The sequence below is a fragment of the Niallia sp. MER 6 genome, from assembly GCF_023714395.1.
Taxonomy (GTDB): Bacteria; Bacillota; Bacilli; order Bacillales; family Cytobacillaceae; genus Niallia.
Map to the genome: position 1 here is coordinate 15,067 of NZ_JAMAUK010000036.1, position 25,418 is coordinate 40,484.

At 38.2% G+C, this 25,418-nt stretch carries 25 protein-coding genes and 1 tRNA gene; 1 reads left to right on the forward strand and 25 read right to left on the reverse strand.

Annotated features, from left to right (window positions below):
• Positions 1 to 40: 40 nt before the first annotated feature.
• The 3 genes from M3600_RS25060 to spoIIE form a co-directional block, all read right to left on the reverse strand.
• Entirely contained in the window at positions 41 to 1,048 is a 1,008-nt protein-coding gene (locus tag M3600_RS25060) for a protein kinase domain-containing protein (protein WP_233318832.1), read from the reverse strand.
• Positions 1,020 to 1,757 carry a vWA domain-containing protein gene (locus M3600_RS25065; protein ID WP_237940522.1) on the reverse strand — a complete coding sequence of 246 codons (738 nt, stop codon included), beginning with the start codon at positions 1,755 to 1,757 and terminating at the stop codon, positions 1,020 to 1,022. Before M3600_RS25065 ends, M3600_RS25060 begins: the two co-directional genes overlap by 29 nt.
• Before the next feature lie 78 nt (positions 1,758 to 1,835).
• Positions 1,836 to 4,319, reverse strand: coding sequence for a stage II sporulation protein E (spoIIE, locus tag M3600_RS25070; RefSeq protein WP_237940520.1), 2,484 nt, complete (start codon positions 4,317 to 4,319; stop codon positions 1,836 to 1,838).
• A 413-nt stretch (positions 4,320 to 4,732) separates the two neighbouring features.
• On the opposite strand from spoIIE, the gene M3600_RS25075 reads away from it, so the two are divergent.
• Positions 4,733 to 4,806: transfer RNA gene (locus M3600_RS25075), tRNA-Met, on the forward strand.
• A gap of 148 nt (positions 4,807 to 4,954) precedes the next feature.
• Here the strand turns inward: M3600_RS25075 and M3600_RS25080 are convergent.
• The 22 genes from M3600_RS25080 to veg form a co-directional block, all read right to left on the reverse strand.
• Positions 4,955 to 5,431 (reverse strand): S1 domain-containing RNA-binding protein, encoded by a 477-nt coding sequence (locus M3600_RS25080; RefSeq protein WP_233318785.1) that lies wholly within the window; start codon positions 5,429 to 5,431, stop codon positions 4,955 to 4,957.
• A 116-nt stretch (positions 5,432 to 5,547) separates the two neighbouring features.
• Positions 5,548 to 5,925, reverse strand: a complete 378-nt coding sequence (locus M3600_RS25085) for an FtsB family cell division protein (protein ID WP_237940518.1) — start codon at positions 5,923 to 5,925, stop codon at positions 5,548 to 5,550.
• Between the two features lie 18 nt (positions 5,926 to 5,943).
• On the reverse strand, positions 5,944 to 6,570 hold the full coding sequence (gene yabQ / locus M3600_RS25090; protein WP_233318788.1) for a spore cortex biosynthesis protein YabQ: 627 nt from the start codon (positions 6,568 to 6,570) through the stop codon (positions 5,944 to 5,946).
• Positions 6,567 to 6,869 (reverse strand): sporulation protein YabP, encoded by a 303-nt coding sequence (gene yabP / locus M3600_RS25095; RefSeq protein ID WP_251648012.1) that lies wholly within the window; start codon positions 6,867 to 6,869, stop codon positions 6,567 to 6,569. The genes yabQ and yabP overlap by 4 nt, the downstream gene beginning before the upstream one ends.
• A gap of 142 nt (positions 6,870 to 7,011) precedes the next feature.
• Complete coding sequence (locus tag M3600_RS25100) at positions 7,012 to 7,269, reverse strand: RNA-binding S4 domain-containing protein (RefSeq protein WP_233318792.1); 258 nt, start codon at positions 7,267 to 7,269, stop codon at positions 7,012 to 7,014.
• 13 nt (positions 7,270 to 7,282) lie between these two features.
• The gene (gene yabN, locus M3600_RS25105) at positions 7,283 to 8,755 is read right to left on the reverse strand and encodes a bifunctional methyltransferase/pyrophosphohydrolase YabN (protein WP_237940516.1); all 1,473 of its coding nucleotides are present in this window, start codon (positions 8,753 to 8,755) and stop codon (positions 7,283 to 7,285) included.
• Between the two features lies 1 nt (position 8,756).
• A complete protein-coding gene (locus M3600_RS25110; RefSeq protein ID WP_233318797.1) occupies positions 8,757 to 10,361 on the reverse strand; it encodes a putative polysaccharide biosynthesis protein in 1,605 nt (534 codons plus the stop codon).
• Between the two features lie 125 nt (positions 10,362 to 10,486).
• On the reverse strand, positions 10,487 to 11,587 hold the full coding sequence (locus M3600_RS25115) for a DUF1648 domain-containing protein (protein WP_251648014.1): 1,101 nt from the start codon (positions 11,585 to 11,587) through the stop codon (positions 10,487 to 10,489).
• Positions 11,588 to 11,589: 2 nt separating this feature from the next.
• Positions 11,590 to 11,970, reverse strand: a complete 381-nt coding sequence (locus M3600_RS25120) for a GntR family transcriptional regulator (RefSeq protein WP_233318800.1) — start codon at positions 11,968 to 11,970, stop codon at positions 11,590 to 11,592.
• A 130-nt stretch (positions 11,971 to 12,100) separates the two neighbouring features.
• Positions 12,101 to 12,637, reverse strand: a complete 537-nt coding sequence (gene spoVT, locus M3600_RS25125; RefSeq protein ID WP_192486470.1) for a stage V sporulation protein T — start codon at positions 12,635 to 12,637, stop codon at positions 12,101 to 12,103.
• A gap of 421 nt (positions 12,638 to 13,058) precedes the next feature.
• Positions 13,059 to 16,601, reverse strand: coding sequence for a transcription-repair coupling factor (gene mfd, locus M3600_RS25130; protein ID WP_233318802.1), 3,543 nt, complete (start codon positions 16,599 to 16,601; stop codon positions 13,059 to 13,061).
• Between the two features lie 233 nt (positions 16,602 to 16,834).
• On the reverse strand, positions 16,835 to 17,065 hold the full coding sequence (gene fin / locus M3600_RS25135) for an anti-sigma-F factor Fin (RefSeq protein ID WP_192486466.1): 231 nt from the start codon (positions 17,063 to 17,065) through the stop codon (positions 16,835 to 16,837).
• Positions 17,066 to 17,162: 97 nt separating this feature from the next.
• Entirely contained in the window at positions 17,163 to 17,726 is a 564-nt protein-coding gene (pth, locus tag M3600_RS25140) for an aminoacyl-tRNA hydrolase (RefSeq protein ID WP_192486465.1), read from the reverse strand.
• Between the two features lie 228 nt (positions 17,727 to 17,954).
• Positions 17,955 to 18,593 (reverse strand): 50S ribosomal protein L25/general stress protein Ctc, encoded by a 639-nt coding sequence (locus M3600_RS25145; protein ID WP_192486464.1) that lies wholly within the window; start codon positions 18,591 to 18,593, stop codon positions 17,955 to 17,957.
• A gap of 176 nt (positions 18,594 to 18,769) precedes the next feature.
• Positions 18,770 to 19,726, reverse strand: a complete 957-nt coding sequence (locus M3600_RS25150; RefSeq protein ID WP_192486463.1) for a ribose-phosphate diphosphokinase — start codon at positions 19,724 to 19,726, stop codon at positions 18,770 to 18,772.
• A 100-nt stretch (positions 19,727 to 19,826) separates the two neighbouring features.
• Entirely contained in the window at positions 19,827 to 21,197 is a 1,371-nt protein-coding gene (gene glmU / locus M3600_RS25155) for a bifunctional UDP-N-acetylglucosamine diphosphorylase/glucosamine-1-phosphate N-acetyltransferase GlmU (RefSeq protein ID WP_251648016.1), read from the reverse strand.
• Between the two features lie 309 nt (positions 21,198 to 21,506).
• Positions 21,507 to 21,797, reverse strand: coding sequence for a septation regulator SpoVG (gene spoVG / locus M3600_RS25160; RefSeq protein WP_101658244.1), 291 nt, complete (start codon positions 21,795 to 21,797; stop codon positions 21,507 to 21,509).
• A 158-nt stretch (positions 21,798 to 21,955) separates the two neighbouring features.
• Entirely contained in the window at positions 21,956 to 22,330 is a 375-nt protein-coding gene (gene ridA, locus M3600_RS25165) for a 2-iminobutanoate/2-iminopropanoate deaminase (protein ID WP_192486461.1), read from the reverse strand.
• Positions 22,331 to 22,343: 13 nt separating this feature from the next.
• Positions 22,344 to 23,168 (reverse strand): pur operon repressor, encoded by an 825-nt coding sequence (purR, locus tag M3600_RS25170; RefSeq protein ID WP_192486460.1) that lies wholly within the window; start codon positions 23,166 to 23,168, stop codon positions 22,344 to 22,346.
• 58 nt (positions 23,169 to 23,226) lie between these two features.
• On the reverse strand, positions 23,227 to 24,096 hold the full coding sequence (ispE, locus tag M3600_RS25175; protein WP_192486459.1) for a 4-(cytidine 5'-diphospho)-2-C-methyl-D-erythritol kinase: 870 nt from the start codon (positions 24,094 to 24,096) through the stop codon (positions 23,227 to 23,229).
• A 409-nt stretch (positions 24,097 to 24,505) separates the two neighbouring features.
• On the reverse strand, positions 24,506 to 24,685 hold the full coding sequence (locus M3600_RS25180) for a small, acid-soluble spore protein, alpha/beta type (RefSeq protein WP_192486458.1): 180 nt from the start codon (positions 24,683 to 24,685) through the stop codon (positions 24,506 to 24,508).
• A gap of 148 nt (positions 24,686 to 24,833) precedes the next feature.
• Positions 24,834 to 25,097 carry a biofilm formation stimulator Veg gene (veg, locus tag M3600_RS25185; RefSeq protein ID WP_192486457.1) on the reverse strand — a complete coding sequence of 88 codons (264 nt, stop codon included), beginning with the start codon at positions 25,095 to 25,097 and terminating at the stop codon, positions 24,834 to 24,836.
• Positions 25,098 to 25,418: the final 321 nt, after the last annotated feature.

The following is a 25,418-nucleotide window of genomic DNA, read 5'->3' on the forward strand; positions in this document are numbered from 1 at the left end:
AGCTACATCAAATGCTTTCCCTTATGTTTCCTATCGTATATTAAGTCAATTGACCATAAATATATACAATATAAAGCAATGATATGACTACTATTAATAGAATAGATTCTAGATAACCTGTCCTTTTTTTCTTTTTGGCCATCTTTTTTTGCTGTGCCTGTGCTCTTTTTGGACTAGCCCCTCTGTTTTTTATAGATGGAGCCTTTGTTTTGCCAGAGTTGCTTGTCCTTGTATTTGTCCTAGCTTCTTGGCCGCTAGAAAGTTTAATCAGCTCGCCTCTCATCTCATTAGCACTGCCGTATCTACCAGTTAGCGCTTTTGTTAGCACCTGTTCATAAGGTAATAATTCCCGCTTCTTTTGAATCATCATTTGGAGCTGCTTAAGTCCTCCTTCTAGCTTATTAAATCTCTTCGGATAAAAAATATTTATCATAATCATAGCGACAGCAAACAGATCATAAGAAGGCTCTGCCTTTCTTGATCCGAGTCCCCAGTAGCCGCGGTCATAAAATTCTGTGAACTCTTTTATTGCTCTGCCTATAATAGTAGTACCACCTACATCAATACATCTTATTCTAGTAGGAGGCCCATTTATAATTAAGTTTTCCGGCTTTAAATCTCCGAACACCCAATTGTTATCATGTAGAACTTGAAGATCCTTTAATAGCTGTATCATTAATACATTGACCCAAGAACTATCCTTATTTTCAATATAAGTTAATAAATCAGGTCCATTTATATACTCCATAACATAAAAAGATACTGTTCCACTCGTCGTGACCCAATCATCAACATCTATTAAAGAAGGTCCAAGGCTGTAACCTTGGACCTTAGCAAAGGATTTTAATACATTTACCTCTGAAATAATCGACATGCCATTATCACTTAGCTTTAAAGCAACCTTTCCAAGGGCAGAGTCTGCGAGAAACACAGTCCCATTTGCCCCAAAGCCAAGCTCTTTAATTATGGTATAATCCTTCCGATGCCATTTCCCTTTGATTATTGTTCCGCGATTAATCTTAAATGGACTCTTCATAGAATTCATCATCGTCACGTCTAATCAGACTCCTTAATGAACGTTTTTGCTTAAAGTATTGGATTGCTTCTTTTAAAGCCGGACCAGTAGGTGTAATACCCCCAGTTGTAAGCCTAGAAAAAATACTTGTTAATGATTCTAGCCGCGGAGTCCAGTCAAGCAGCTTTTCGACATCTTTCTTTTTCCCGGGAAATACAAATACTGAATATCTGTTTTCACCTGATCTTGCATTCAAACTCAAAGACAAGTCAATCAAAGCTTCTTTCACTGTAGGGAGCTTATGCTTCATACTCGCACTAGTATCAACTAAAACAAGCACCTCCAGCTCAACTGTTTCACCGAGCTCATCGACAACCTCCATCACTTCTCCCCGTTTTTCCGGTGGTAAATCTTCCACACTGCTTGATTTTCCTAATATCTGCTGCAGCTCTTTGTTGACAACGCCCTGCAATGTTTGAGTCATTGCTTTTTTTGTTACCATTTGAACTGTTTGCGCTAAAGCTTGAGCATATACAACCTGACTCACCCCTCCGCCTGAAAGGGCAATTTCCTCTATTTCTTTCAAACCACGATCATCAATAATATCCTTTTCCATTACCCCGATTACGTTTACAGTAATTCCTTGTTCGTTCGCTAATGCAGCCATTGCAATTGGATCATTTCCCTGATTAGAACACCCGTCTGTTATAAGCAATATTTGTTTTATTGTACCTGTTTTCATATTTCTCCCCTCCATCTATTAATGAGTTAGTCCCATTTTCGACGGAAAAGAGAGCATTTATACCTCTATTTTAGTGAACTAGTTTGCTTTTTGATGAAATCCTCTCATTGGGATAGAAGCCCATTTCGGTATATTATGGTTAATCTGTGCTACAAGCACAGTCATATCATCCTCAATTAGACCAGACCGAGACCTGATAACCTCTTCCATAATAAGGTCAGCAACCTCCTGTGGACTTTCTGTTTTAAGCTCTTTGATTTTCCTCTTCATCCACAAGTCAAAGTTTTCGACATGCTTTGGTCCCTCAAATACCCCATCACTCATCATGATCAATAAATCTCCTGCTTTTAATTGCTCACTTACCACATCAACATCAAATTCCTGAACAATCCCCATCGGCAAGTTGCTAGCTTGTATTTTAATTACTTTTGATCCCCTTTTTATAAAACTTGGTGTGGACCCAATTTTAAGAAACTTAGCATTTGCATTTTGCAAATCAATCATCGCCAAATCTAGAGTTGCAAATACCTCATCAGTTGTTCTTAATGACAGCACAGAGTTGATAGATTTGATCGCAACCTGTTCTTCAATTCCAGATTGAAGTATTTTCTGGAGAAGCTGCAATGTTTCCTCACTTTCGATATGCGCCCGCTCTCCATTACCCATCCCGTCACTTATTGCTACAGCATATTTGCCTAATCCAAGTTCGATCGTTGAATAACTGTCTCCCGAGATAAACCCACCATCCTTTGCAGCATGAGCAACACCTGTTTCAACGACAAATGCTTTTGCAGAACGGAATGTTGCATGGCTGTAATCGTTCCCATAAGCTCCAGTCTCTTCTTTATTGACAATGATTGTTTCATTTAAAATATCTGACAGCATTGGCGCTATAAGCTTTTCACACTCTCCGAATCCTGTGTTATATGGAATGGTTATGTCAATATCAACATTTCCTTGTTCTAGACTGTAAATTTCCACATTCTCAATATGAATGCCAAATTCTTGGATAGCTTCAAGTATTAATTCCTCCTGTTTATGGTGGTTTTCTCTTTCTCTTTGTATTTCTTTCGCAAAATCCCCCATCACCTCTGAAACACCTAATAATTGGTCTGCAACTAGCTTTCTGCTTTCTTGAACTTGCTTTTTAAGTTTCTGGTTTGCTTGATACAGTGTTAATTCCTGATGAATCGCATCTACTACTTTTTTCGATCTTGTACAATGCTTCTCCCATTCTCGTGATAACCCTAATGAAATACTACCATCCGTCTCTGACATTTCTGTCATAATATCTTTCATATAGTCATAAGTTGTATTAAAGTTCCTTGCCCAGCAAGCTTCTTTTCTAAAGCAAGTTTGACATGTTTTTTCTGTCACATTGCTTAAGAAATAATCAAGCTCTCTATCTGAATCGTCTATATCTTTTTGTATATTATTCGCAGAAAAACTATTTGAAAGTGCTTCAAACACTGTGGAAAATTGGGAGACTCTTTGAGCTGTGACGTCACGCATTTTCCTCATATATTGTTGCTGCTCCTGCGAATATTCGGCAGTACCTGGAATATGCTTAGCTATCCGTGACGTAAGTAAAGATGGCGTAAGCATAAATAGAAAAACAGAGACAGTTGTTTCCATAAGGGAAACTGACAGCACACCGCCACCTTCTCCATACATGCCGATTAATAGTGTTGCAATATAAAGTCCTAATGCAACACCTACCTTTCTGCCTTCCTTCAATAATCCGCCAAGTAAACCAGAGAACGCAAGCAAGCTCATATGATAGAAACTCGAAATACTTGCCAGACTAAATATAAGACCAGTTACAACCCCTACTGTCGAGCCAATTGTTGCACCTGCCATAAATGCAAATAAAAGCACTAAGTAGCGTGACATAATATGTTCGATTGACAAGTCATACAGACTCCACCCGATTGTTCCCGTCATAACAGAAGCCAGCATAATAATGAGACATACGATTTCTTCTGTTTTTAATGCTTGTCTCCTTTTGCCGATAGTCAATAATGGCAGACTCTGCATAAAAATTAAAGTAAGAATATATCCTAGACTCGCTTCAACAAGCGCCATCATCGCTCCATACATTGTAATTGCGCCCGAAATAATATAAGACTCGCCTAAGCTAACTAACAAAACAGTTGAAAGTACAAGAACAGGGACAAAATTATTATTATTCTCATTTTTTCTCCACTTACTGAGAGGTTTATAAATAATGAGGAATAAAAATGCGAGTATAAAACTAATAAAAGCCTCCCTTAAGGAAAGAGTAGCAGCTCCTCCAATTAAGCCTACTAGCGCTAAAGGCGCCTTATCCTTTCGCGTTAAGTACACCGCCGCAAAGAAAGGGAGGACAAACGGGGTCAGTTTAGCCAGAATTAGCGCTCTCCCCAAAAGAAAACCAATAACCAAAAGTATATAGCCTTTGGCCAAAAAAAAGCTTTCTACTTTCGTATGGAATTTATGATATATAACGCCAAATCCCTCTTTTGATTTGCCAAAGTCTACATCTGCAATACCGTCCATAATATCCCTTTCCACTTTTTCCATTTAACTCAACTCCCTATCAGGTATCGTTGCACACAATTATAAGAGTTGTAATAGTAAAAGTTTGTCAAAAGAGCGGACAAGCCTATATATTTCGCTCGACTTCTTTCAAGCAATTTCTTGCATTTAAACAAAATTCGCTAAAGCTATAGCTGACATATTCCTGTTTCTCTTTTCGACTAAAGAGTATAATTAACTAATCAGCGCCTGTGTTTGCTTACCATTAACTGCATGAATAACCTTGCTCCTATCTTTTCCTGTAATCTTCTAGGCCTTGTTTTATTTGTCAAAAAATGAGTGTCAGCTTCGACTTTTTATATTAATCACCATGTTTACTTTGTCATAAAAAAAAGCAGTTGACTTTTATCGAAAAAGTTTGTATTATATATCTTGTGCCTAAGGCGCCTTTCATACATGGCGGTGTAGCTCAGCTGGCTAGAGCGTACGGTTCATACCCGTGAGGTCGGGGGTTCGATCCCCTCCGCCGCTATCCTTTAAAAAGGACGATAGATTAATCTATCGTCCTTTTTTTGTTCTTAACAATAAAAACAAAAAAAGCAAGCCGTTATGGCTTGCTTTAAGCTATGGGAATATACGAACGATAAACCCTGCTTTTTTATAAAAAATTCAGCAGCAAGTTACCCTCGTCTAGCGCCTCTTCCCCCGCGTTTAGACTCAGTATTTCGTTTAAGAGAAGCTAACCGATCTTCACTGTCTTTTAGGAAACGAGCCATCTTTGATTCAAAGTTTTCCTTTGGAGCACGGTTATCATGCGATTTCGCATTGCGAGGTCTTGATGCGTTATTGGAGTAGCCGCCTCTAGACTCTCTGCGCTCCCCACGATCATGGGATCTTTCTGGTCTTTCTGGTCTTTCCGGTCTATCTTTTGCCTTTTTAATAGACAGGCCAATCTTGCCATCTTTCTCCACATTAATGACTTTCACTTCCACTACGTCTCCGACCTTTAAGTGATCATTAATGTCTTTTACATAATTATCTGCGACTTCACTAATGTGAACAAGACCAGTTGCACCTTCTGGGAGTTCTACAAACGCACCAAAATTAGTAATTCCTGTTACCTTTCCTTGTAACTTGCTGCCTACTTCGATTGACATAAAAAAGTTTTGCCTCCTTAAGGATATAAAAAATCATACTTATACTATATTATACAAAATGAAAAAAAAGGGTGTCAATATAACTGTTGACCTTATTATTTTCCATCAGCGCCTGTTTAATCGTTCTTATCTGGGATACTGAAGATAATTTCCCCTTTTTCAGAAAGAAGCAAATCTTTCCTTGCAAGCTTGGCCAAATAATCTTCATCATTCAATTTCACAATTTGTTCCTTTAACTGCTTTTCTTCCTTCTCCAACATAGCGATCTTTCCATCAAGCTTTTCCTTTTCAGCAGCCTTTTCTTCCAAAGTGGAGCTTTGGGATATGAGTGTTGAAATCATGAAAAAGCCGATAGCCAGTGCACAGATAGAGAAAGCAGTTAACCTTCGGAACAACAGCTTCTTTTTTCTTGCTGCACTGATACTCAGTTCTTCTTGCTGTACTGTATATTCTGTTTGTAATTTTGTCACATCTGTTTTTTTTAATACACTCATACTCTGCTCCTCCCTTCCTTACTGTTTTTTTCTATTTTTTATCCATTCCTTAACATATTTCTTTATCATGGTATAATATCCTGCCAATTTCCCAGAATATTTCTCGACGAATAATTTAATCCTTTTCGGCAAAATCAGCCATATTAAGGACAATAGCCATTTAAACGGCAACAAAACTATCTTCAGAATAAATCTTAATACCCTGATAATAAAGTTGACAAGTGCCATAAGTCCCTTTAACAAGAAAATTACCACAGAAACCATAAATAAGAGAAGTGTTTTTATAGGTTTATAGATAAGATTTACCACTAACTTGACAGTAAGCTGGTAGAATCGGACACTAACAGAAATAATAAGCTTCAAAAACGAAAGATAAATTGATTTCAATAAGGCTTGGTATGCTGCAAAACCTAATAACACTGCTAGTACCAAATAGATTCTAATTTCACCTTGGTTCACTAAAAATAGCACATAAAATATTAACAAAGCCTGCAAAACCCAAAAAAGGAGGTCATGGAAAAAGACAATGGTTCTTTTCCTTTCAGCTCTTTTCAAAAAGAACTGATACGTATCTAAGCTTATCCCAAAAAACAAACCCATGCCAACCATAGCCAGCATGGTCATGAATTGTGTAGATAGTGTCATCGGAATATCTTGCTAAAGAAACCCTTAGCTTTTTCTCCGCTTTGTTCATCAACATAAATCAATTCAAACACTTTGCCCTTAATAGAAACAATCCCTTTTTCCACATCCAGGTTTTTCATTTGCAGGTTTTGTCCTCGAATAGATAAGAAACCCATCACTGTCTCCAGCAAAAACTCTTCATTATCAAAGCTTTCCACTTGCTTAACTCCTGTAATGTCAAGCAATCTTCTTCCTCTCATGATAACATCATGCTCTATGTTGCTCGTTTTCGCAGTATTGGATTCATAATTTTGGTTCATATCCTTATCCCTCACAATCACAAAAGTACAATCATTTGTACAAGTGTATGAGGAGGGAGTCGAAAAAAGAACAAGCTCTTTTCCCAAAAATCGATCGCTTGGTTACTCTGTCTTTTATTCCCCGGTAATTCCTTTAGTTAAACTAGGATACTGTCTCTTCTTTAATGATTTTATACATATTAGCCGCATCTTCTTTTTTTGTAGATTCTTGCAGTATTTCTATTTGGACCGTCACTAGCTTTTGGCCAAAACGGACTTGCAGTTCATCGCCCACTTTAACATTACTGCTGGCTTTTGCCTGAATTCCGTTTATAAGAATACGTCCTTGATCTGCAACCTCTTTAGCCAATGTTCTTCTTTTAATTAATCTGGAAATTTTTAAAAATTTATCTAATCGCATGTCTATTCACTCCTTATCTGTTTTCTTTCTCCATCTGTTTAGCTTCTTCCCAATAACTATCTAAAATTTCTAATGGCAGCTCCTGCACTTCCTTACCCAATTCCTTAACCTTTGCTTCAATAAAATGAAAACGGCTGATGAACTTTTGATTTGTGCGGAAAACAGCTAATTCTGGATCTATCTTGTAATATCTAGCTACATTTACAAACGAGAACAGAATGTCGCCAAATTCTTTTTCCATTTCTTCTTTACTTGCCCCATTCTCTACTTCTTCTCTGAACTCTATCATTTCTTCTTTCACTTTATCCCAAGCTTCTGCAACTTCCGGCCAATCGAATCCAGCTTTTGCGGCTTTACTTTGAAGATCATAAGCTCTGGAAAGATTAGGCGAGCTACTTAAAACCCCATCAAGCAAGGAAGCTTGCTTTTCTGGCTTTTCCGCAGTTTTTGCTTGCTGCCATGTATCCAAAACATCTTCCACTGTTTCTAACTTCTCTTTTCCAAAAACATGAGGATGTCTCCGCACCATTTTTTCTGATATTCCTTCTATCACATCATCAATGGAGAAATAGCCTTCATCTTCACCTATTTGGCTATGAAGCATAACCTGCAGCAATACATCTCCGAGTTCTTCTATTATATTATCGATATCACCCTCATTGATTGCCTCAATAAGTTCAAATGATTCTTCAATTAAATATTTTCTAAGCGACTCGTGGGTCTGTTCCTTATCCCAGGGACATCCTTCGGGACCTCTTAATGTTGCAATAATCTGCCGCAACTTTGCAAACTGTTTATAAAGCATTCGCTCCTCTTGCACTGGTGGAATATATAACGATGTTAAGTTATTCAACTCTACCTCTCTATCCAATTCATGAAGCTCAATTTCCTTGATGCGCTCCTGCGCACTGCCTGCAGCTGTTACAATCACTACAGGATAGTCATAAGGAAGCTTTTCCATTAAGGTAAGCTTAACTTCAGATGCTGAAAAAGCATCATACACTTGTCCAATGATAAGATGCTGCGTGAACTGCAACTCATCTTTTCGCAAGTCTGTACCATCCAGTAGCTGAAAACCATCGATAGGGTCAATTTTCAACGCTTGAAAGATATTATCTAAAAAGCTTTGACCTCCGCCAATCTTTAAGTTAACCTCACCCTTTTCACTTTTTTCAATAAGGAGCTGAACTGTTTTTTCTGCTACAAGAGGATGACCTGGCACTGCATACACGATAGCTTCTTTCTCTGCCTCTACCATTAAAACATCCACGATTTCACTATAAACAGCGTCAAATTGATCATGCTTCTCATATATATAATCCATATAAATAAATTCGCCGCCCTCTTCTTCAAGTACAGCAAGAACAGGATGATCCTTCGTACGCACATAAACCTTTTGCTTATTATTCATTAAGCTTCTATAAACACCAAGCGGAAGCTGGTCAATATCACCTGCACCTAGTCCTATTACTTCAATGTTTCTCATGCTATTTTCTTCCTTTCTTAGGTAAAAACCAGCTTAACTTCCTTCCGAACGGCAATACCAGCAAATCTTGCTCTTTAAACACATTGCCTCTAAGAACGAGGAAGACATAAACAAATCCTCCAAGCACTACTCCCGTCAGAGATTGAAATGCGGACAGCAAACGGCTGTCTTCTCTTTGCATAAATATATCTGTCAGAAGAATATACCCTTCAACAGATAAGTACATACATATAGCCGCAAACAAAATAATGACTATATGCTTGCTATTTACAAGCGGCACTTTCAATAGCATATATAATTTAACAGCCATTAATACAAGAATGATAAGCAGTGTTAAGTTAGTCGCATAGGCTGCTCCGCTCGTTCCAAACGCAGAAACAAACGGGCCGTTTAACACATACTTAATGACAAACCCAAATAAAACAATAACAGCTGGGAAAAGAGTAGAACCCAATCCTTGAAGTACTGCAGTACATGTAACAATCATTGCATTAAGCAGAATGACAAAGCATAAAACCGCTAGTACCTGGGACCCTTGTTCATTTTGGAACAGCATGCTGTTTACTTCACTAATCATGCTTAGCAGACCAACGGAGGCACCAAACCCAAAGAAAAGGCTGACCACTAGTGAAAATCTTACCTTTTCAGCTAAAATGCTCTTTTCCTTTTTCATTCTTTCACCTGTAATAAATGGTACTAATGTTAAAGCCATTGAAGTAGAAATGACTGTCCCAAGCTGTATTAACGGCTGTCCTCTGTCATATATTCCTTTAAGCACCTTTGCCTCTTCTTCATTAATTCCAGCAGAAAGAAGCTGAGTATAAATTGTTAAAGAGTCAGCAAGCTGTAATAAGATGAGCAGCATACTGCTTATTGAAATAGTAATTCCTTCATATATGATTCTTTTTATAATTTTTCTATTATCACTGTTCCATAATTTGCGAACAGACGAGATACTACGCAGAGAGTGATGCTTTTTATAAAAGTAAAACAACACTAAAAAGGAAAGCAAACCTCCTGTTACAGAGCCAAGCATCGCACCTGCTCCAACCGCATATAACGAATAGCCTTTGCTTATGAAATAAACGGAGCAAAAAAGAATGGTGCCTACCCTCATCAACTGTTCAGCAACTTGAGAAAAAGCAGTTGGAACCATGTTGCCTTCTCCTTGGAGCAATCCCCTAGATGTAGCAACAAAAGGTGTGAATAAAAAGGCAAATGATATCACTTTAATCAGAATAGCTAACTCTTCATCACCCATAGCAGCTGACAAATACTCTGCTCCAAAAAATAAGAACAAGAATGAGCCTATTCCCAAGGAGTATAAAAGCAAAAAAGAGGAACGAATAAGTCCTTCCAGTCCAATTACATCGCCCTTTGATTTCATTTCTGTATATAGCTTAGATATAACAACGGGAAATCCATATGTACTTAAAGCTATTGCCACACCATAGATTGGATAAACCTGTTGATATATATAAAAACCTGTATCTCCGACTATATTTTGAAAGGGTATTCTGTATACAGCGCTCAATATTTTTACGACAAGCGCTCCAACTGTCAGGATGATAGCACCTGTGAACCAATTATTTGATTGTTTAGGCACAAGCAAGGCCCCTTCCATCTTCTGTTTCGCTTGTATTATAGCACAATTCCACCCTAGTTGCCTTTGCACACCCCATAAAAATGCTAAAAAAAGGAAAATGCGAAAAAGCATTTTCCTTTTTTCTGTTACAGAAAAGATGTCACAATTATAATAAGAATGAGAGGTCCAAAAATGATGGCATATCCTAACGGTTGTGCAAAGTTGATGCTCCAGCCTATTCCGAACCTTTTCTCTACGAACAACGATGGATCATTTTTATTGAAATAGAAAAGTCCTCCCTTCCAATGATAGTCTGAGTCAAAATCAGAAACTTCCTTCGTGACGTCAGCTTTTGTCAATGCCTCAAGCTGCACATTTAGCTTTCCTACTTTAATTGCATATACAAGAGTCCCAATCAATACTACCGCTAGAAATGCTAACGGGAATAACAGCATTAGAGTCTCGGCAAATATGCCGGGATAAATAATGGATAATTGCAGGAAGGACAACAATACCGTCATTACTAAAGAGATGATCGCTAAAAACCAGCTGTTGTACTTTCTCATAAGCAGCTGCCTTGTCTTAGAACCAGATTTGTTAGAAGCGCTAATCTTGATTCCCGATTTTCTAGTAAATTCGTGGATGGCAACAAACATGGACTGCATAACCAATAGGAGCAGCAGATGGGAAAGAACGGAAAGATAGCTTTTTTCCGTAAAACTGTCTGGTTGACCATTAGCTCCCCAGTGGGTTGGAATACTGTCTGGTATTTGAGTATATTGCGTGAGGGTAAGCACACTTAAACCTAGTGTTAAAAGAATCGGCATAGCTACTATAAACCATGGCAGCATTTCGTCGAGCTTTCTGACGCTCAAGTCTGTAATCTTCACTTCCTTTAAAGCGGCAGACCAACCTGTACGCTTCTTCAACTCCGACATCTTTCCATGGCAGTAAAAATATAAGATTAGTCCCCAAAGCATCGAAGATAATAGAAGCACCATACCTAAAGCTGCTCTAACACTTGGATTCAGTTCATTCATCCATATTGCATAACCAGCAATAATAGCCAGTGAACCGGCTGAGTAACTGATCACATATAGTTTTTTATAAAACTGCACCCTCTTTTCATCTTTATACTCATCCGGTACATACACACCAAACACATGTGTTTTTCTCATGACAACAGGGATAATACTTTGCATCACTGTTTGAAAAACCATTAACACTATAAATATTCCTTGTTCCATGTTTATTCCCCCTTATATTCATTGATCAGCAATTCTACAAGACCGTTTATCTCTGCTTTCCCCATTCCTAATGTCATTGCCTCAAGCAATACTGGCTTCATTTCTCTAACAAGCCGCTCATAATGCTCAGACCCAGGATTCGCATGTTGAAGTCTTACAATCGCCCCTGATTTCGGGATAATTTGAATAATTCCTCTCTTTTCGAGCTCATGATAGCTTTTATTAACTGTATGCATGTTAATACCTAGGTCAGCTGCTAAGGACCTTACAGAAGGAAGCATGTCTCCCTCCTTTAATTCCCCTTTTAAAATTCCCTCCATTAATTGATGTATTAATTGCGAATAAATAGGGAAGTCTGATTGAGGGTCTAATTTAATATACATTTTTATTCTCCTTACTTGTTATACCTTTATTATAACAGATTTGTTCTACACTTCATATAACAAGACACTGATTTTCTTTTAAAAACAACAAAAAAGGCAGCCAATATAGCTGCCCTTAACAATATTAAGATTAGGATTCCATTTGTCTAGCTAAAAAGCCAGCAGCAGTTTCTACTGCTTTCTTTTCTACCTCGCCAAGAGTACCTTCTTTAGAAAAAATGATAACTGCACCAATTGGATCACCATTTGCAATGATTGGTCCGATGGTATAGGCAGAAACAGTTTCTGTATTGTTATCTACGAGTGCAATTTGCTCTTGCTGTGTAATAAGGACTGATCCTCTGTCCTCCATTGCCTTCTCAATAACTTCACTGATATTCTTGTTTAAATATTCCTTCTTCGACCCACCGGCAACTGCGATATAGGTATCCCTGTCACAAATTAATACAGAGTTTCCTAAGCTATCATAAAGAGCTTCTGCATACTCTTTAGCAAAATCACTTAGCTCGCTAATAGGAGAATACTTCTTCAAAATTACTTCCCCATCGCGATCTACGAATATTTCCAGTGGATCTCCTTCACGGATACGTAAAGTTCTTCTGATTTCTTTTGGGATAACGACACGACCCAAATCATCGATTCGACGCACAATTCCAGTTGCTTTCATTTCATGTTGCCTCACTTTCATCAGATGATTTTTTAATATTGGTAAGTATTTCTTCTGTAAAATATGAAATGCTACCATATTTAAACTTAGTATCTTTCATATGGAAAGTTCTATGCATTAACTACGTAAAATTTTCTCTTCGATGTGAATATTACCATCTTAGGTAACACGGGACATTTTCTGCAAAATTTACAGTTGCGGCTAAAGACATTTTTTCCAAAACAAAACATAAACATTGGCATTGGCATTGCTTTGACAAAAAAGCGGAATCCATTAAAAAGCTGCCTTTTAGCAATTATATCTCTGGTTTTCTTTACCCCTGTCCATATTAGATAAACCTGCGCATAGGCATAATAAGACAAAAAAACTGTTTGGATACAAGCATGATGCCCTCTCCAAACAGTTTTCAGTTATCATATTTTCAGCTTGCCTCTTGAGGCTCTTTTTTAAATGTGCTCAATGCCTCTACCATTTCATAACAAGCATTTAGCCACTTATCTGTTTCAATTCCTTTTACATGGAGGACGATTTTTAATTTTTTGCCATCCATTCCTAAACCAATCATACGGCCAAACTTCGAACTCTTCTCGAAAATCTTCTGTCCGTCCATTAAACTGCTGCCATGCTCAGACAATAGAATCAGAACTTCTTCTTTCGATTGTTTAATAAGCTCTACTCCAGCAGCTTTTCCATACAGCTTCATTTCTGTCAATTTGAACAAATAAGCAACCTCAGATGGATAATCTCCAAATCTGTCGACCATTTCATCCTGAAGCTCTGAAAGCTCATCAAAGGACGCAACCCCTCTGAACCTCTTATACATTTCAATCTTCTGCTGACCATCACTAATATAAAAGTCTGGGATATAAGCATCAATATCCAGATCTAGATCAATTGTCTGTTTCTGCTGCTCATCAAATGTACCTTTTCTTTCTTCAATAGCATCCTTGAGCATTTGAGAATACAAATCAAATCCGACTGAATCAATAAATCCATGCTGCTGTGCTCCGAGAAGATTACCTGCTCCTCTTATCGTCAAATCTCTCATGGCAATTTTGAAGCCTGAACCAAGTTCAGTAAATTCCTTAATTGCCTGCAGCCTTTTTTCTGCTACTTCTGTGAGAACTTTATCCTTGCGGTAAGTAAAGTATGCATAGGCAACCCGGTTTGAGCGTCCCACACGTCCGCGCAGCTGGTAAAGCTGGGAAAGACCCATGCGATCAGCATCCTGAACAATTAGTGTATTTACATTCGGGATATCTACACCTGTCTCAATGATGGTTGTGCTAACCAACACATCAAACTCTCCCTCTAGGAAGCTGAGCATAACCGATTCCAGCTCATTTTCGGTCATTTGCCCGTGAGCATATGTTACCCTTGCATCTGGGACAAGCATCGATATTTCCTCTGCTTTCCGTTCAATATCTTCAACCCGGTTATACAGGAAGTAGATTTGCCCGTTACGTGCCAATTCCCTTTCAATCGCTTCACGCACTAGTGCTCCGTTATATTCCATTACATATGTCTGTATTGGGAAGCGGTTCTCCGGCGGTGTCTCAATAACAGAAAGGTCGCGCACACCCAGCATTGACATATGCAGCGTTCTCGGAATAGGAGTTGCTGTTAATGTCAGAACATCTACGTTAGTTTTTAGCTGCTTGATTTTTTCTTTATGCGTAACACCAAAACGCTGTTCTTCATCAATGATCAGCAAACCTAAATCACGATAAGTAATATCCTTTGAAAGAATACGATGTGTTCCCACAACGATATCAAAGGTGCCTGCTTTTAACCCTTTAATAGTGTCTGTCTGCTGCTTTCTTGTCCTAAATCTGCTTAATAATCCTATTTCAATCGGATAATCCTGGAATCGCTCTCTCAAAGTCTCATAATGTTGCTGTGCTAAGATGGTTGTAGGCACAAGAAAAGCGACTTGCTTTCCATCTGCAATTGCTTTGAAGGCTGCACGAATGGCAACTTCCGTTTTCCCATAGCCAACATCTCCACATAACAGTCTATCCATTGGACGTTCTCTTTCCATATCCTTTTTGATCTCATGGATAGAGCGTAGCTGATCTTCTGTCTCTTGGTATGCAAAGGATGATTCAAATTCCCGCTGCATTTCTCCATCTGGAGAGAAACCATAGCCGACGGCTGCTTCCCGCTCTGCATATAGCTTAATAAGATCATCAGCAATGTCCTGAACAGATGATTCAACCTTCTTCTTAACCTTCTTCCAATCATTGCCGCCCAATTTATATATTTTTGGCTCTTTGCTCTCTGACCCTACATATTTTTGCACTAAGTCTATCTGATCAACAGGAACATACAGCTTGTCGCTGCCTTGATAGCGTAAATGGAGGTAATCTTTATGAATACCATTGATTTGCAATGTTTCAATTCCTAAGTACTTACCAATCCCGTGATTTACATGCACAACATAATCGCCAATTTTCAACTCAGAATAGCTCTTTATTCTTTCTGCATTAGAAAGCTTTTGCCTCCGTGCAGATGATTTTTTCACTTTAGTCTTAAACAGCTCTTCCTCAGTAATAACAGCAAGCTTTAATAATGGCATTTCAAAGCCAGACTGAAGGCTTCCCTCCAGCAGCTGAATTTTGCCTGTCGCAATCCTGTCATTGTCTGTTTGAATATCTGCCTGAATATCATAATCTTGAAGCACTTGTTCTAGCTTCTCTAACCTTTCCTGATTGTTCGCTAAAACAAGGACAGAGTACTTATTCTTCTTCCAACGATCCATCTCAGATTTAAGCACATTCATTTGCCCGTGGAAGCTTTGCATTTGTTTACACGTAACATTAATGATATTCTGCGGATTCGTATTCGGAACATGGCGCAGGAATAAAGACATATAAACAATTGGCTGCACAGCCTTATGAAGCAAATCTTGGACATTTTGCGAAAGCTTCATGTCATGAATGATTTCCCCTTCATTTAGCAGGCCAGTATACCAATCAGCCTCTTCCTTCTCCAATGTATCGTTCATTTCTTGAACTCTACTAATTTCATCAATAAAAACCAGACCATTTTTTGGTAAATAGTCTATCAAACTTGTATGATCAGGATATAGAAGAGATAAATATTTATAGAGCTGCTCCGGCTTCTGGCCATTTTTCAGCTGCTCAATCTCATGTCCTATATTCTGTGCAAGCAGTGTCTTCGTCTTTTCATCTTTAATCTTTTTCAGACTTTTTGCCAAGCCAGTCTCGACCTTTGCCGCAAAAGCCTCCAGCTCAACTGTATCAATAATAACCTCTGTTGCTGGACCAATTGTTATGGAAGAGAGCTTCTCTTTTGAACGCTGGTCTTCTAGTGAGAATGTTCGAATAGAATCAATTTCTGTATCAAACAATTCCATACGTAGGGGATACTCCTCAGTTAAAGGATAAATATCCAATATACCCCCTCTTAAACTGAAGTCACCAGGGGCAGAAACCATATCTGTTCGTACATATCCAGTCGTAACAAAGCGTTGGATGAGCTCTTCCAGATTAATATCCTTACCGACTTCAAGTTCAATTTGCTGTGCTTGCCACAGACTTTTTGGTGGAAGCATCTTTCTCAAACCCGCAACAGGGACAATCAGTATCCCTTTAGCTGTTTTATCATTTGTCCAGTGGTTCAGCACTTCAATCCGCTGTGCCTTTAATTCTGGACTGGAGATACTAATTTCAGCAGCTATAAGCTCATTGGCAGGGTACAAGAATACTTCCTTCTCGTCCACTACATTAGTTATATCATCATAAAGTTTTTGTGCCTGAAGCAGATTTGGTGCTACTACAACCACTGGTCTTTTTGTTTGCTCATATATAGAAGTCATAAATAGTGTTCTTGCAGAGTTAGATAAACCAGAAACTATTTGTTCCTTCAACCCCGCCTCAACACCTGACATGACATTTTTAATGTCTTCCTGTTTATTGAATAATTTTTTTAGGCCTAACAATAGAAGATTCCCTCCCTACTTAAAAAATGAAAAAACAATCTTGTTTTTTCGTACAAATTACACCTATCATACATTTTATCTGCCCCTTGAAGCCTGTTTATCTATTTATAATTTTTTTGTTTAGATCAATAATATTATATTACATTAAGTCTCCAAAATTCTGTAAACAAGCAAACGGAAAAATGCTTTGGAATCGCTCCAAAGCTTCTTTCGCCATGAAATGCTTCATAACATTAATGAATCAAATAATCGGTTTCATAATAACCTGGATTTTTAGCTAATGATTCTTGGCAATCCTCACAAATGGACTTGATATGAATATCGCCTGACCCGCTGTAATTTATCATCTCTGCTCTTTCTTGTTCTGTCAAGATATCAAAGCCCAGCCGGGAAGTTTCAACAGACTTCGCTTCAATACTTCCTATCTTTACTCCACAATGACGGCAATTATAATGTATAGCCATAAAGCAGGCCTCCTTAAAGCTTTATACTAGTGCTAGTATTTACCTTTTGGAGGGAAGTTATACTTAAGAATCTAAAAGCACAGCGGCCTTAAAACGCTTACTGGATATTATATATATTCATCACTTGCAGGAATGGTTCTTTCATCCACTGTTCACAAGCATCAGAACATTTCTTCACAATGATTTCCAAAGCCTCTTGCTCTTCCTTCGTAAATCTTCCTAAAACATAATCTGTCACTTTCATCCCATTCTGGGGCCTGTCAATTCCGACACGAATACGATTAAATTTTTCAGTGCCTGTATGGGCAATCGTCGATTTAATCCCATTATGTCCGCCAGAGCTTCCTTTTTGTCGCAATCTTATTTTGCCGACAGGCAAATCTAAATCGTCGTATATTACAACGATATCCTCTGTTTTAATATCATAATAGTCCATGATTGGGCGGATGGATTCCCCAGACAAGTTCATGTACGTCAGCGGCTTTAACAGTACTGCCTTTTCTCCATTAATCATCCCGATGCCATATTGTCCCTTGAATTTAGATTTATCCAAAGGGATTCCATACTCTTTAGATATATAATCTATAACTTCAAAGCCAATATTATGCCTTGTTTTTTCGTATTGCTTTCCTGGGTTGCCCAAGCCTACTACCAATTTCATGAAATTCACCCTTTTATTCTTGTTTATATACAGAAAAAGAAGGCTTGCCAATAACTTCTCAATCGGCCAAGCCTCCATTATTGATTATCACAGCTTGTATGTATATATCAAATAGGAACAAGCACAACTTGCCATCCTATTTGATATTCTACATCCATTTAATGCATACCTTCCTTTTTTAAGCATTTAATCATTAAATACATACAAAAGGTCCATATTACCTAAAAATTAATCTGTTTCCTCAACAGTCGTTTCTCTGCCTTCTACATTTTCTGGAATTCCACCATCTTGCTGCTCACCAGTGCTTATTTCTTCCTCTTGTCTTGGAGGAAGTATGGAAGCAATGGTTTCATCTGCCTCATGGTTAATTTCCAGATTGTCATATCCTTTAATATCAGAGATAGATAGCGTTTCGCCAACCTGCAGGCTGCTGATATCAATATCAATAGCAGCAGGAATATCGTTAGGCTTTGCTGTTACTTCGACTTCATGCAGCGCCTGCTGCAGAACGCCGCCATCCTTTACGCCGCTTGATTCGCCAGTAAGATTGATTCTGACTGTTGCAGTTATTTCTTTTGATAAATCAACCGCTAAAAAGTCAACATGTAGAATTGTTCGTTTAATCGGATCAGAATGATATTCGTTCAGCACAACATTGTGCTTATCACCATCGACATCCAAGGAAATAACTCCATTGCGTCCAACATCCTTCAATACTTTTAAAAAGTTCGCTTCATTTAGCGTAATAGATGTGCTGTCCACTTTGGAACCATAAACCACGCCTGGAATGTCTCCTTTAGTCCTTAAATCCGTTAACACCGAATGCTTAGAAACCGTACGCTTTTTTGCTTGTAATGTTGCACTCATAATAAAATTCGCCTCCATTATATTCAAATCACTATATATAAAAAATTCCCTAAAACTAGCTATTTTAAACATACTAGTTAGTAACTAGGTAATTTTTTCCTAAGAGTGAAAGAATATAGAAGACCAATATCCCAATAGAAATAAGTCGCTCCCCTTAACAGAGAGCGACATATTTCTTAATCAAAAAGATAGCTTACTGACTGATCGGAATGAACTCTGATTATTGCTTCTCCAAGCAATTCTGCTACAGAAAGTTGAATTACGTTATCTGTAAGCTTTTCTTCTGGAAGCTCAATAGAGTTTGTAACTACAAGCTCTTTTATTTTTGAATTCTTAATTCTTTCCATGGCAGGTCCAGACAGAACAGGGTGTGTACAGCAAGCGTACACTTCCTTCGCTCCATTCTCAGCAAGAGCATTTGCTCCAAGAGTAATTGTGCCAGCAGTGTCAATGATGTCGTCAATAAGAATAGCAATTTTTCCTTCGATATTTCCGACGATGTTCATGACTTCAGCCACATTCGGTTTAGGACGTCGTTTATCAATGATAGCAATTGGTGCTTTAAGACGCTCTGCAAGCTTACGAGCTCTTGTTACACCGCCATGGTCTGGTGATACGATGACAATATCGCCGTCGAATTCCCTTTTGCTGAAATATTCCCCTAAAATTGGCACACCCATCAAGTGATCGATAGGAATATCGAAGAATCCTTGAATTTGCGGTGCATGCAAGTCTAACGTTATAACACGAGTAGCTCCTGCAGTTTCCAACAGATTCGCTACCAGCTTAGCTGTAATTGGTTCACGTGCACGAGCTTTACGATCTTGACGTGCATAACCATAGTAAGGTATTACCAAGTTAATTGTTTTAGCAGAAGCGCGTTTTAAAGCATCAATCATGATAAGAAGCTCCATGATGTGCTCATTTACAGGAGAACTTGTTGATTGAATAATATAAACATCACAACCACGAATGCTCTCTTCAATATTGATTTGAATTTCTCCATCACTGAAACGTGTAACAGAGCACTTACCTAGTTCTACGCCGATTGTTTTGGCAATTTCCGCTGCCAACGCCGGATTGGAATTTAAGGTAAATACCTTTAAGTTTGGATCTGTATTTTTAACTAGCATGATGAACCTCCACTGGCTTTATTCCTAATTAATAGCTTGTCCTAATTTCAGCAAGGAATAAGACAGGATTAATTCCCTCTTATTCCACTTTTTACTTCTTTCAATCTTGCTTTGACTTTTTCACGTACTCATCTTTATTAACTTGTCGGGCCCGTGCAATGGATAACGCATCCGCTGGAACATCATCTGTAATAGTAGAACCAGCTGCAACGTAAGCTCCTTTGCCTACTTTGACTGGTGCTATCAAATTGGAATTACAGCCAATGAATGCACCATCTTCTATGGTTGTCAAAAACTTATTTTCGCCGTCGTAATTGACTGTTATCGTACCACAGCCTATATTGACATCACTGCCAACTGTCGCATCACCGATATAGCTTAAATGGGAAGCTTTGCTTCTGTCCCCAAATTCCGCCTTTTTGATTTCAACAAAATTACCTATTTTCACGTCATCACCTATAGCGGAGGCAGGACGGATATGGGCGAAAGGTCCAATATTTACATTCGAACCAATTTTGCTGTCAAATGCAGCAGATTGCCTGATTTCAGTATTTTCTCCAATAACACAATTGCTTATTTCCGTATTTGGTCCAATAACACAATCGGAAGCAATAGCTGTTTGCCCTGAAATTATTGTGCCTGGCAAGATGACCGTATCATTTCCAATCGTAACATCTGTGCCGATATAAGTATTTGATGGATCTACAATCGTGACACCATTGCGCATATGAGCTTCATTGACACGTTTCTTAAGGAGTCTTTCAGCTTCAGCCAATGCAATCCGGTCATTCACGCCAATCGTCTCATTAAAGTCCTCTGTCTTATATGCAGATACTATTTCACTTTGTTTTTTGAAAATCTCAATGACATCAGGCAAATAGTACTCCCCTTGAGCATTTTCATTTGTGACATTATTCAATGCCTCAAACAGAGCTGCATTATCAAAACAGTACGTACCAGTATTTATTTCGACAATTTTCTTTTCGTCATCCGAAGCATCTTTATGTTCAACAATTTTTTCAACTTCACCAATATCGTTCCGTACAATCCGTCCATAACCTGTCGGGTCGTCTGCAACTGCAGTCAATACTGTTGCTTTAGCGGAAACTTCTAAATGATAACTGCAAAGAGCCTCTAACGTCTCCGATGTAATCAAAGGTGTATCGCCGCAAACAACGACTGTGACTCCTTCTTTATCTTGAAGAAACTCCTTAGCCTGCATAACTGCGTGTGCAGTTCCTAACTGTTCAGCCTGATAAGCATAACTGATTTTATCTCCAAGCTGTGCTTTAACTTGATCCGAACCGTGGCCTATAACAGTTACAATACGCTCCATTTGAAGCTTTGATACTTGATCGACTACATGCTGCACCATCGGCTTGCCGCAAACTGGATGAAGCACTTTATATAGCTTAGACTTCATTCTTGTTCCTTGTCCTGCGGCCAAAATCACTGCGTATCGATTTATCATTAACGGGCCTCCAATTTAACCTTTTTATCCATTAAAAATATATCCTAATTACAGCATGATTTCAAGGAATGTTTGTATCCAAATATATGAAAAACAGCTGAAATAATAAGGTGTATAAGGGTTTCTCATCAATGATTTTTTTATTTACTTTTCTTACGGATGCTAAGAATCCGCTTACCTTTTTTCCACTGTAATAATTCACATGTGCAAATTATTTCTATATCTATATAAAATTATGCTTCAACTATCTGTAGTCGCAAAAAAAAGAGCCTTACTCTTCGGAAGTAGGCTCTAGCTGCTCATTATTCTTTAGGAAGCACCAGCTTCTTCAAATTCAACTTCTAATTCACCTAAACGGTGGTACTCTGTTAAAACAGCTTCCTGGATTTTACCTCTTGTCCCGGAGTTAATCGGATGAGCAATATCCCTAAATTCACCATCTGGTGTCCGTTTGCTAGGCATTGCGACAAATAAACCGTTATTTCCGTCAATGACCCTAATATCGTGAACAACAAACTCATTATCTAGAGTAATAGAGGCAATGGCTCTCATTCGTCCATCCGTATTGACTCGGCGTAGTCTTACGTCAGTTACTTCCATTCTGTTCACCACCTTTACTAGAAGATAAAATCTAGTTAAGTAATTCAACAGAATTTCCATAACTCCTTCTTAATCAGCAAAATTTTTTAGAATATTTAAGATAAAATCCTAAAAAACGCTAACTTTAGTTACAAAAACTAACATATTCCTACCTAAAGTTACTTACTTAATGCGATTACTTCAATTTCAACTAGTACATCTTTAGGCAATCTTGCTACTTCTACACAAGAACGTGCTGGTTTATGTACATTAAAATATTGACCGTACACTTCATTAATTGCTGCAAAGTCATCCATGTTTTTAATGAAAACAGTAGCTTTCACGACAGTTTCAAAAGAAGCATTTGCTTCTTTCAGTACCGCTGCAAGATTTTTAAATACTTGGTGTGTTTGTTCCTGTACGTCACCAGTAACTAATTCTCCTTCTGCAGTCAAAGGGATTTGGCCGGAGCTGTAGAACATGTTATTGACAATAATTCCTTGAGAATATGGACCAATTGCTGCTGGCGCATCATTTGTTTGTACAATTTTCATTTTCATTATCCCCCTATTGGTTCTTATCAAAAAAATTTCCAACTTCAACAGATATTTTCTTTTCTTTAACATCGACACCAGAAAGTTTTACCAATGACAAATAATCATCAACAAGCCTTTCCTCCGCTTCTTCCGCCTCAATCAAGACGGCAATACCGGCAACGTTAGCATTAAATTCATCCAATAGGCTGATCATGCCATTCACTGTGCCGCCTGCCTTCATGAAATCATCGACAATAAGTACGTTGGAGCCTTGCTCTAAGCTTCGTTTTGAAAGAACCATCGTTTGAATCCGCTTGGATGAGCCTGATACATAATTAATGCTCACTGTTGATCCTTCCGTTACTTTACTGTCCCTTCTTACCATCACAACTGGAACATTCAAGAATGAAGCAACAGCATAGGCAAGCGGGATCCCTTTTGTTGCCACTGTCATGACAACATCAATATTTGTTTCAGCAAAAGCAGACGCAAAGATTTTCCCTACCCTTTGTACAAGAGCCGTATCTCCTAGAATATCTGTCATATAAAGATATCCACCGGGAAGCAGCCTGTCAGGTTTCATTATTAATTGACAGAGCTCCTCTATGAATGCTTTTGCTTCCTCTTCATTAACTTTAGCGTGATATTTCACGCCACCTGCAGCACCTGGCAATGTTTGCAGAATCCCTATTCCTCTTTCCTCAAAGGTTTCTTTTATTATCGCTAAGTCTTCACTGATGGAAGATTTAGCAGAACCATACCTTTCGGAAAAATAAGATAAGGAAACTAATTGCCTTGGATGCTCTAATAAATAATTCGTCATGTCTATTAAACGTTCACTACGACGAAATTTCATAAGGCGAACCTCCAAAAATCCGAATATTTTACAGTTAATATTACAGTATTATACGGATTTAATCAAGGGTATGACGATTCCCCATCATGCGGACTGCAAATACTTGGTCGCAAAAACCTCTTAATCCATTATATACACGGTTCATTCTTGAATCATGCTGGATTAATCCAAAGACAGTCGGACCGCTGCCGCTCATCAATACTGCATCTGCCCCGAACTTTTTCATCTGGTCCTTTATTTGAGCCACCTCAGGATACAGATTTAACGTTACATCTTCTAGTACATTCCCGACATTATTGCACATTGCTTCATAATCGCCTGTGCGAATGCACTCAATCATACCTTCAGTATCAGGGTGATTAATTTGCGAGACATTCAACTTTTTGTAAATATCCGCTGTAGACACGCCTATAAAGGGCTTGGCCAACACTACCCAGCAAATAGGCGGAGCAGGGATTTCCTTAATCATTTCTCCTCTGCCAGTTGCGAGGGCCGTGCCCCCATATACACAAAAGCTCACATCAGAGCCGATTTCCGCTCCAATCTCAGCAAGCTCATCAAGGGTCAATTGAAGGTCCCACAGCTTGTTTAGACCCCTCAATACTGCTGCAGCATCGCTGCTTCCCCCTGCAAGTCCTGCTGCAACCGGGATGTTCTTTTCAATTTTAATTGTAACTCCCTTTTTAACATTAAACTTTTTCTTTAATAGATTTGCTGCTTGATAAGCAAGATTCCTTTGGTCATCGGGTACAAATCGATTAAGGGAATTTATCTTTATGGAATCCTTCTCTTCCAGAATAAGTTCAATTCTGTCTGCAAGGTCAATGGTTGTCATGATCATTTCTACCTCATGATAGCCATCCGGCCTTTTACTCAATACATCCAACGATAAGTTGATTTTAGCTGGTGCCTTCACCAAAAGCTTCAATATTTCCACCTACTTAACATTTTCATAAGTCCGCTTTTTCGTCCTATTGTACCACACAATAGGAAATAAAAAGAATGACTGATATAATAACCCAATTCTTCTATGTATGAAACAAAAAACAAAGAAGCAAACTATTGATTGCTTTATGTTTAATGAATAAATTCACAGCATTTTATGGCTATAGTGATTTTACCATAAAATATGTCATTTAAAGCAAAATACTAAGAATCATTTATGTTTTTTCCGCTCGTTTCCTAGCTTTTTTACTTGTTAGAAAAAAGGTGCAAAAAAAGACCTAACCCTACACCCTTCCCTATAGTGAAAAGGGTGCAGAGTTAAACCTGATGCCGTGAATAAATCCTTGATAGTTAATTTTTGTAAACAGGATTTAATTTAAAGGAATCAAAATTCACTTTTGATTATTTAGAAGACTCTGCTCAGCGATTTCAATTGCCCTCTTGACCATGTTCCCAGCATCCTTAGCTCGGATGCCGCCCCATCCATCCTTTTGGACAACATCATAAAAACCTAGTTCTTTTGCAATTTCTTCTTTTAGCCCTTCTGACATAATTCCTCTTCGTCTACTCAACCTTAAACCTCTCCTTTCATTATTCACGGTAGTTATAGTATGTAACCCTGTTTTTTTTTCATGTACTGTTTCTATTTCCAGTTATCACAGATTTTCCCCATGAAAAAAGCAGCAACCACGTGGTAACTGCTAGTCTCTACAATATATATTAGCTTAGAGCAACTTGTCCTGATGTATCTTCATAGAAGGTAATTTGAACCGTTTCTGTTAAAACATCTGCATAACTGTACGATACCCGTTCAAATGCATTTTCATCCTGATCTAACTCTACCACAAACACAGAGGGATATGTTTCAGCCAATACACCTGAACGTTCAATCGTTTTACGACGACCGCCATTAGCCTTCAGCATCAATCTTTTCCCTAAATTCGAATCAAGAGCTTTTTTTATATCTGATAATGTTTTTGCCATTTTCGGTCCACCTCACTGTGTAAAGTATATCACACTGACACAATAGAGTCAAACAAAAATATAAATTATAACAGTCTCTTTTAGAAGTTGTCAATATTTTTTATTCTTATTTTTCTTCTATTTTTCAACAATTTTATTTTTTCCCATTCTACCATAATTATGTATTAAAGTTTTTTTTATAAAGGAGCCTTTCTAAATAAGAAAAACCGGGCATAGCCCGGTCCTTTTCATGGTTAGAGAATATCCGATAATTTGTACTCTATGCCATGTACCCCTTTATAATACTCAGGATACATTTCACCCCCACATTTTTCACATGCA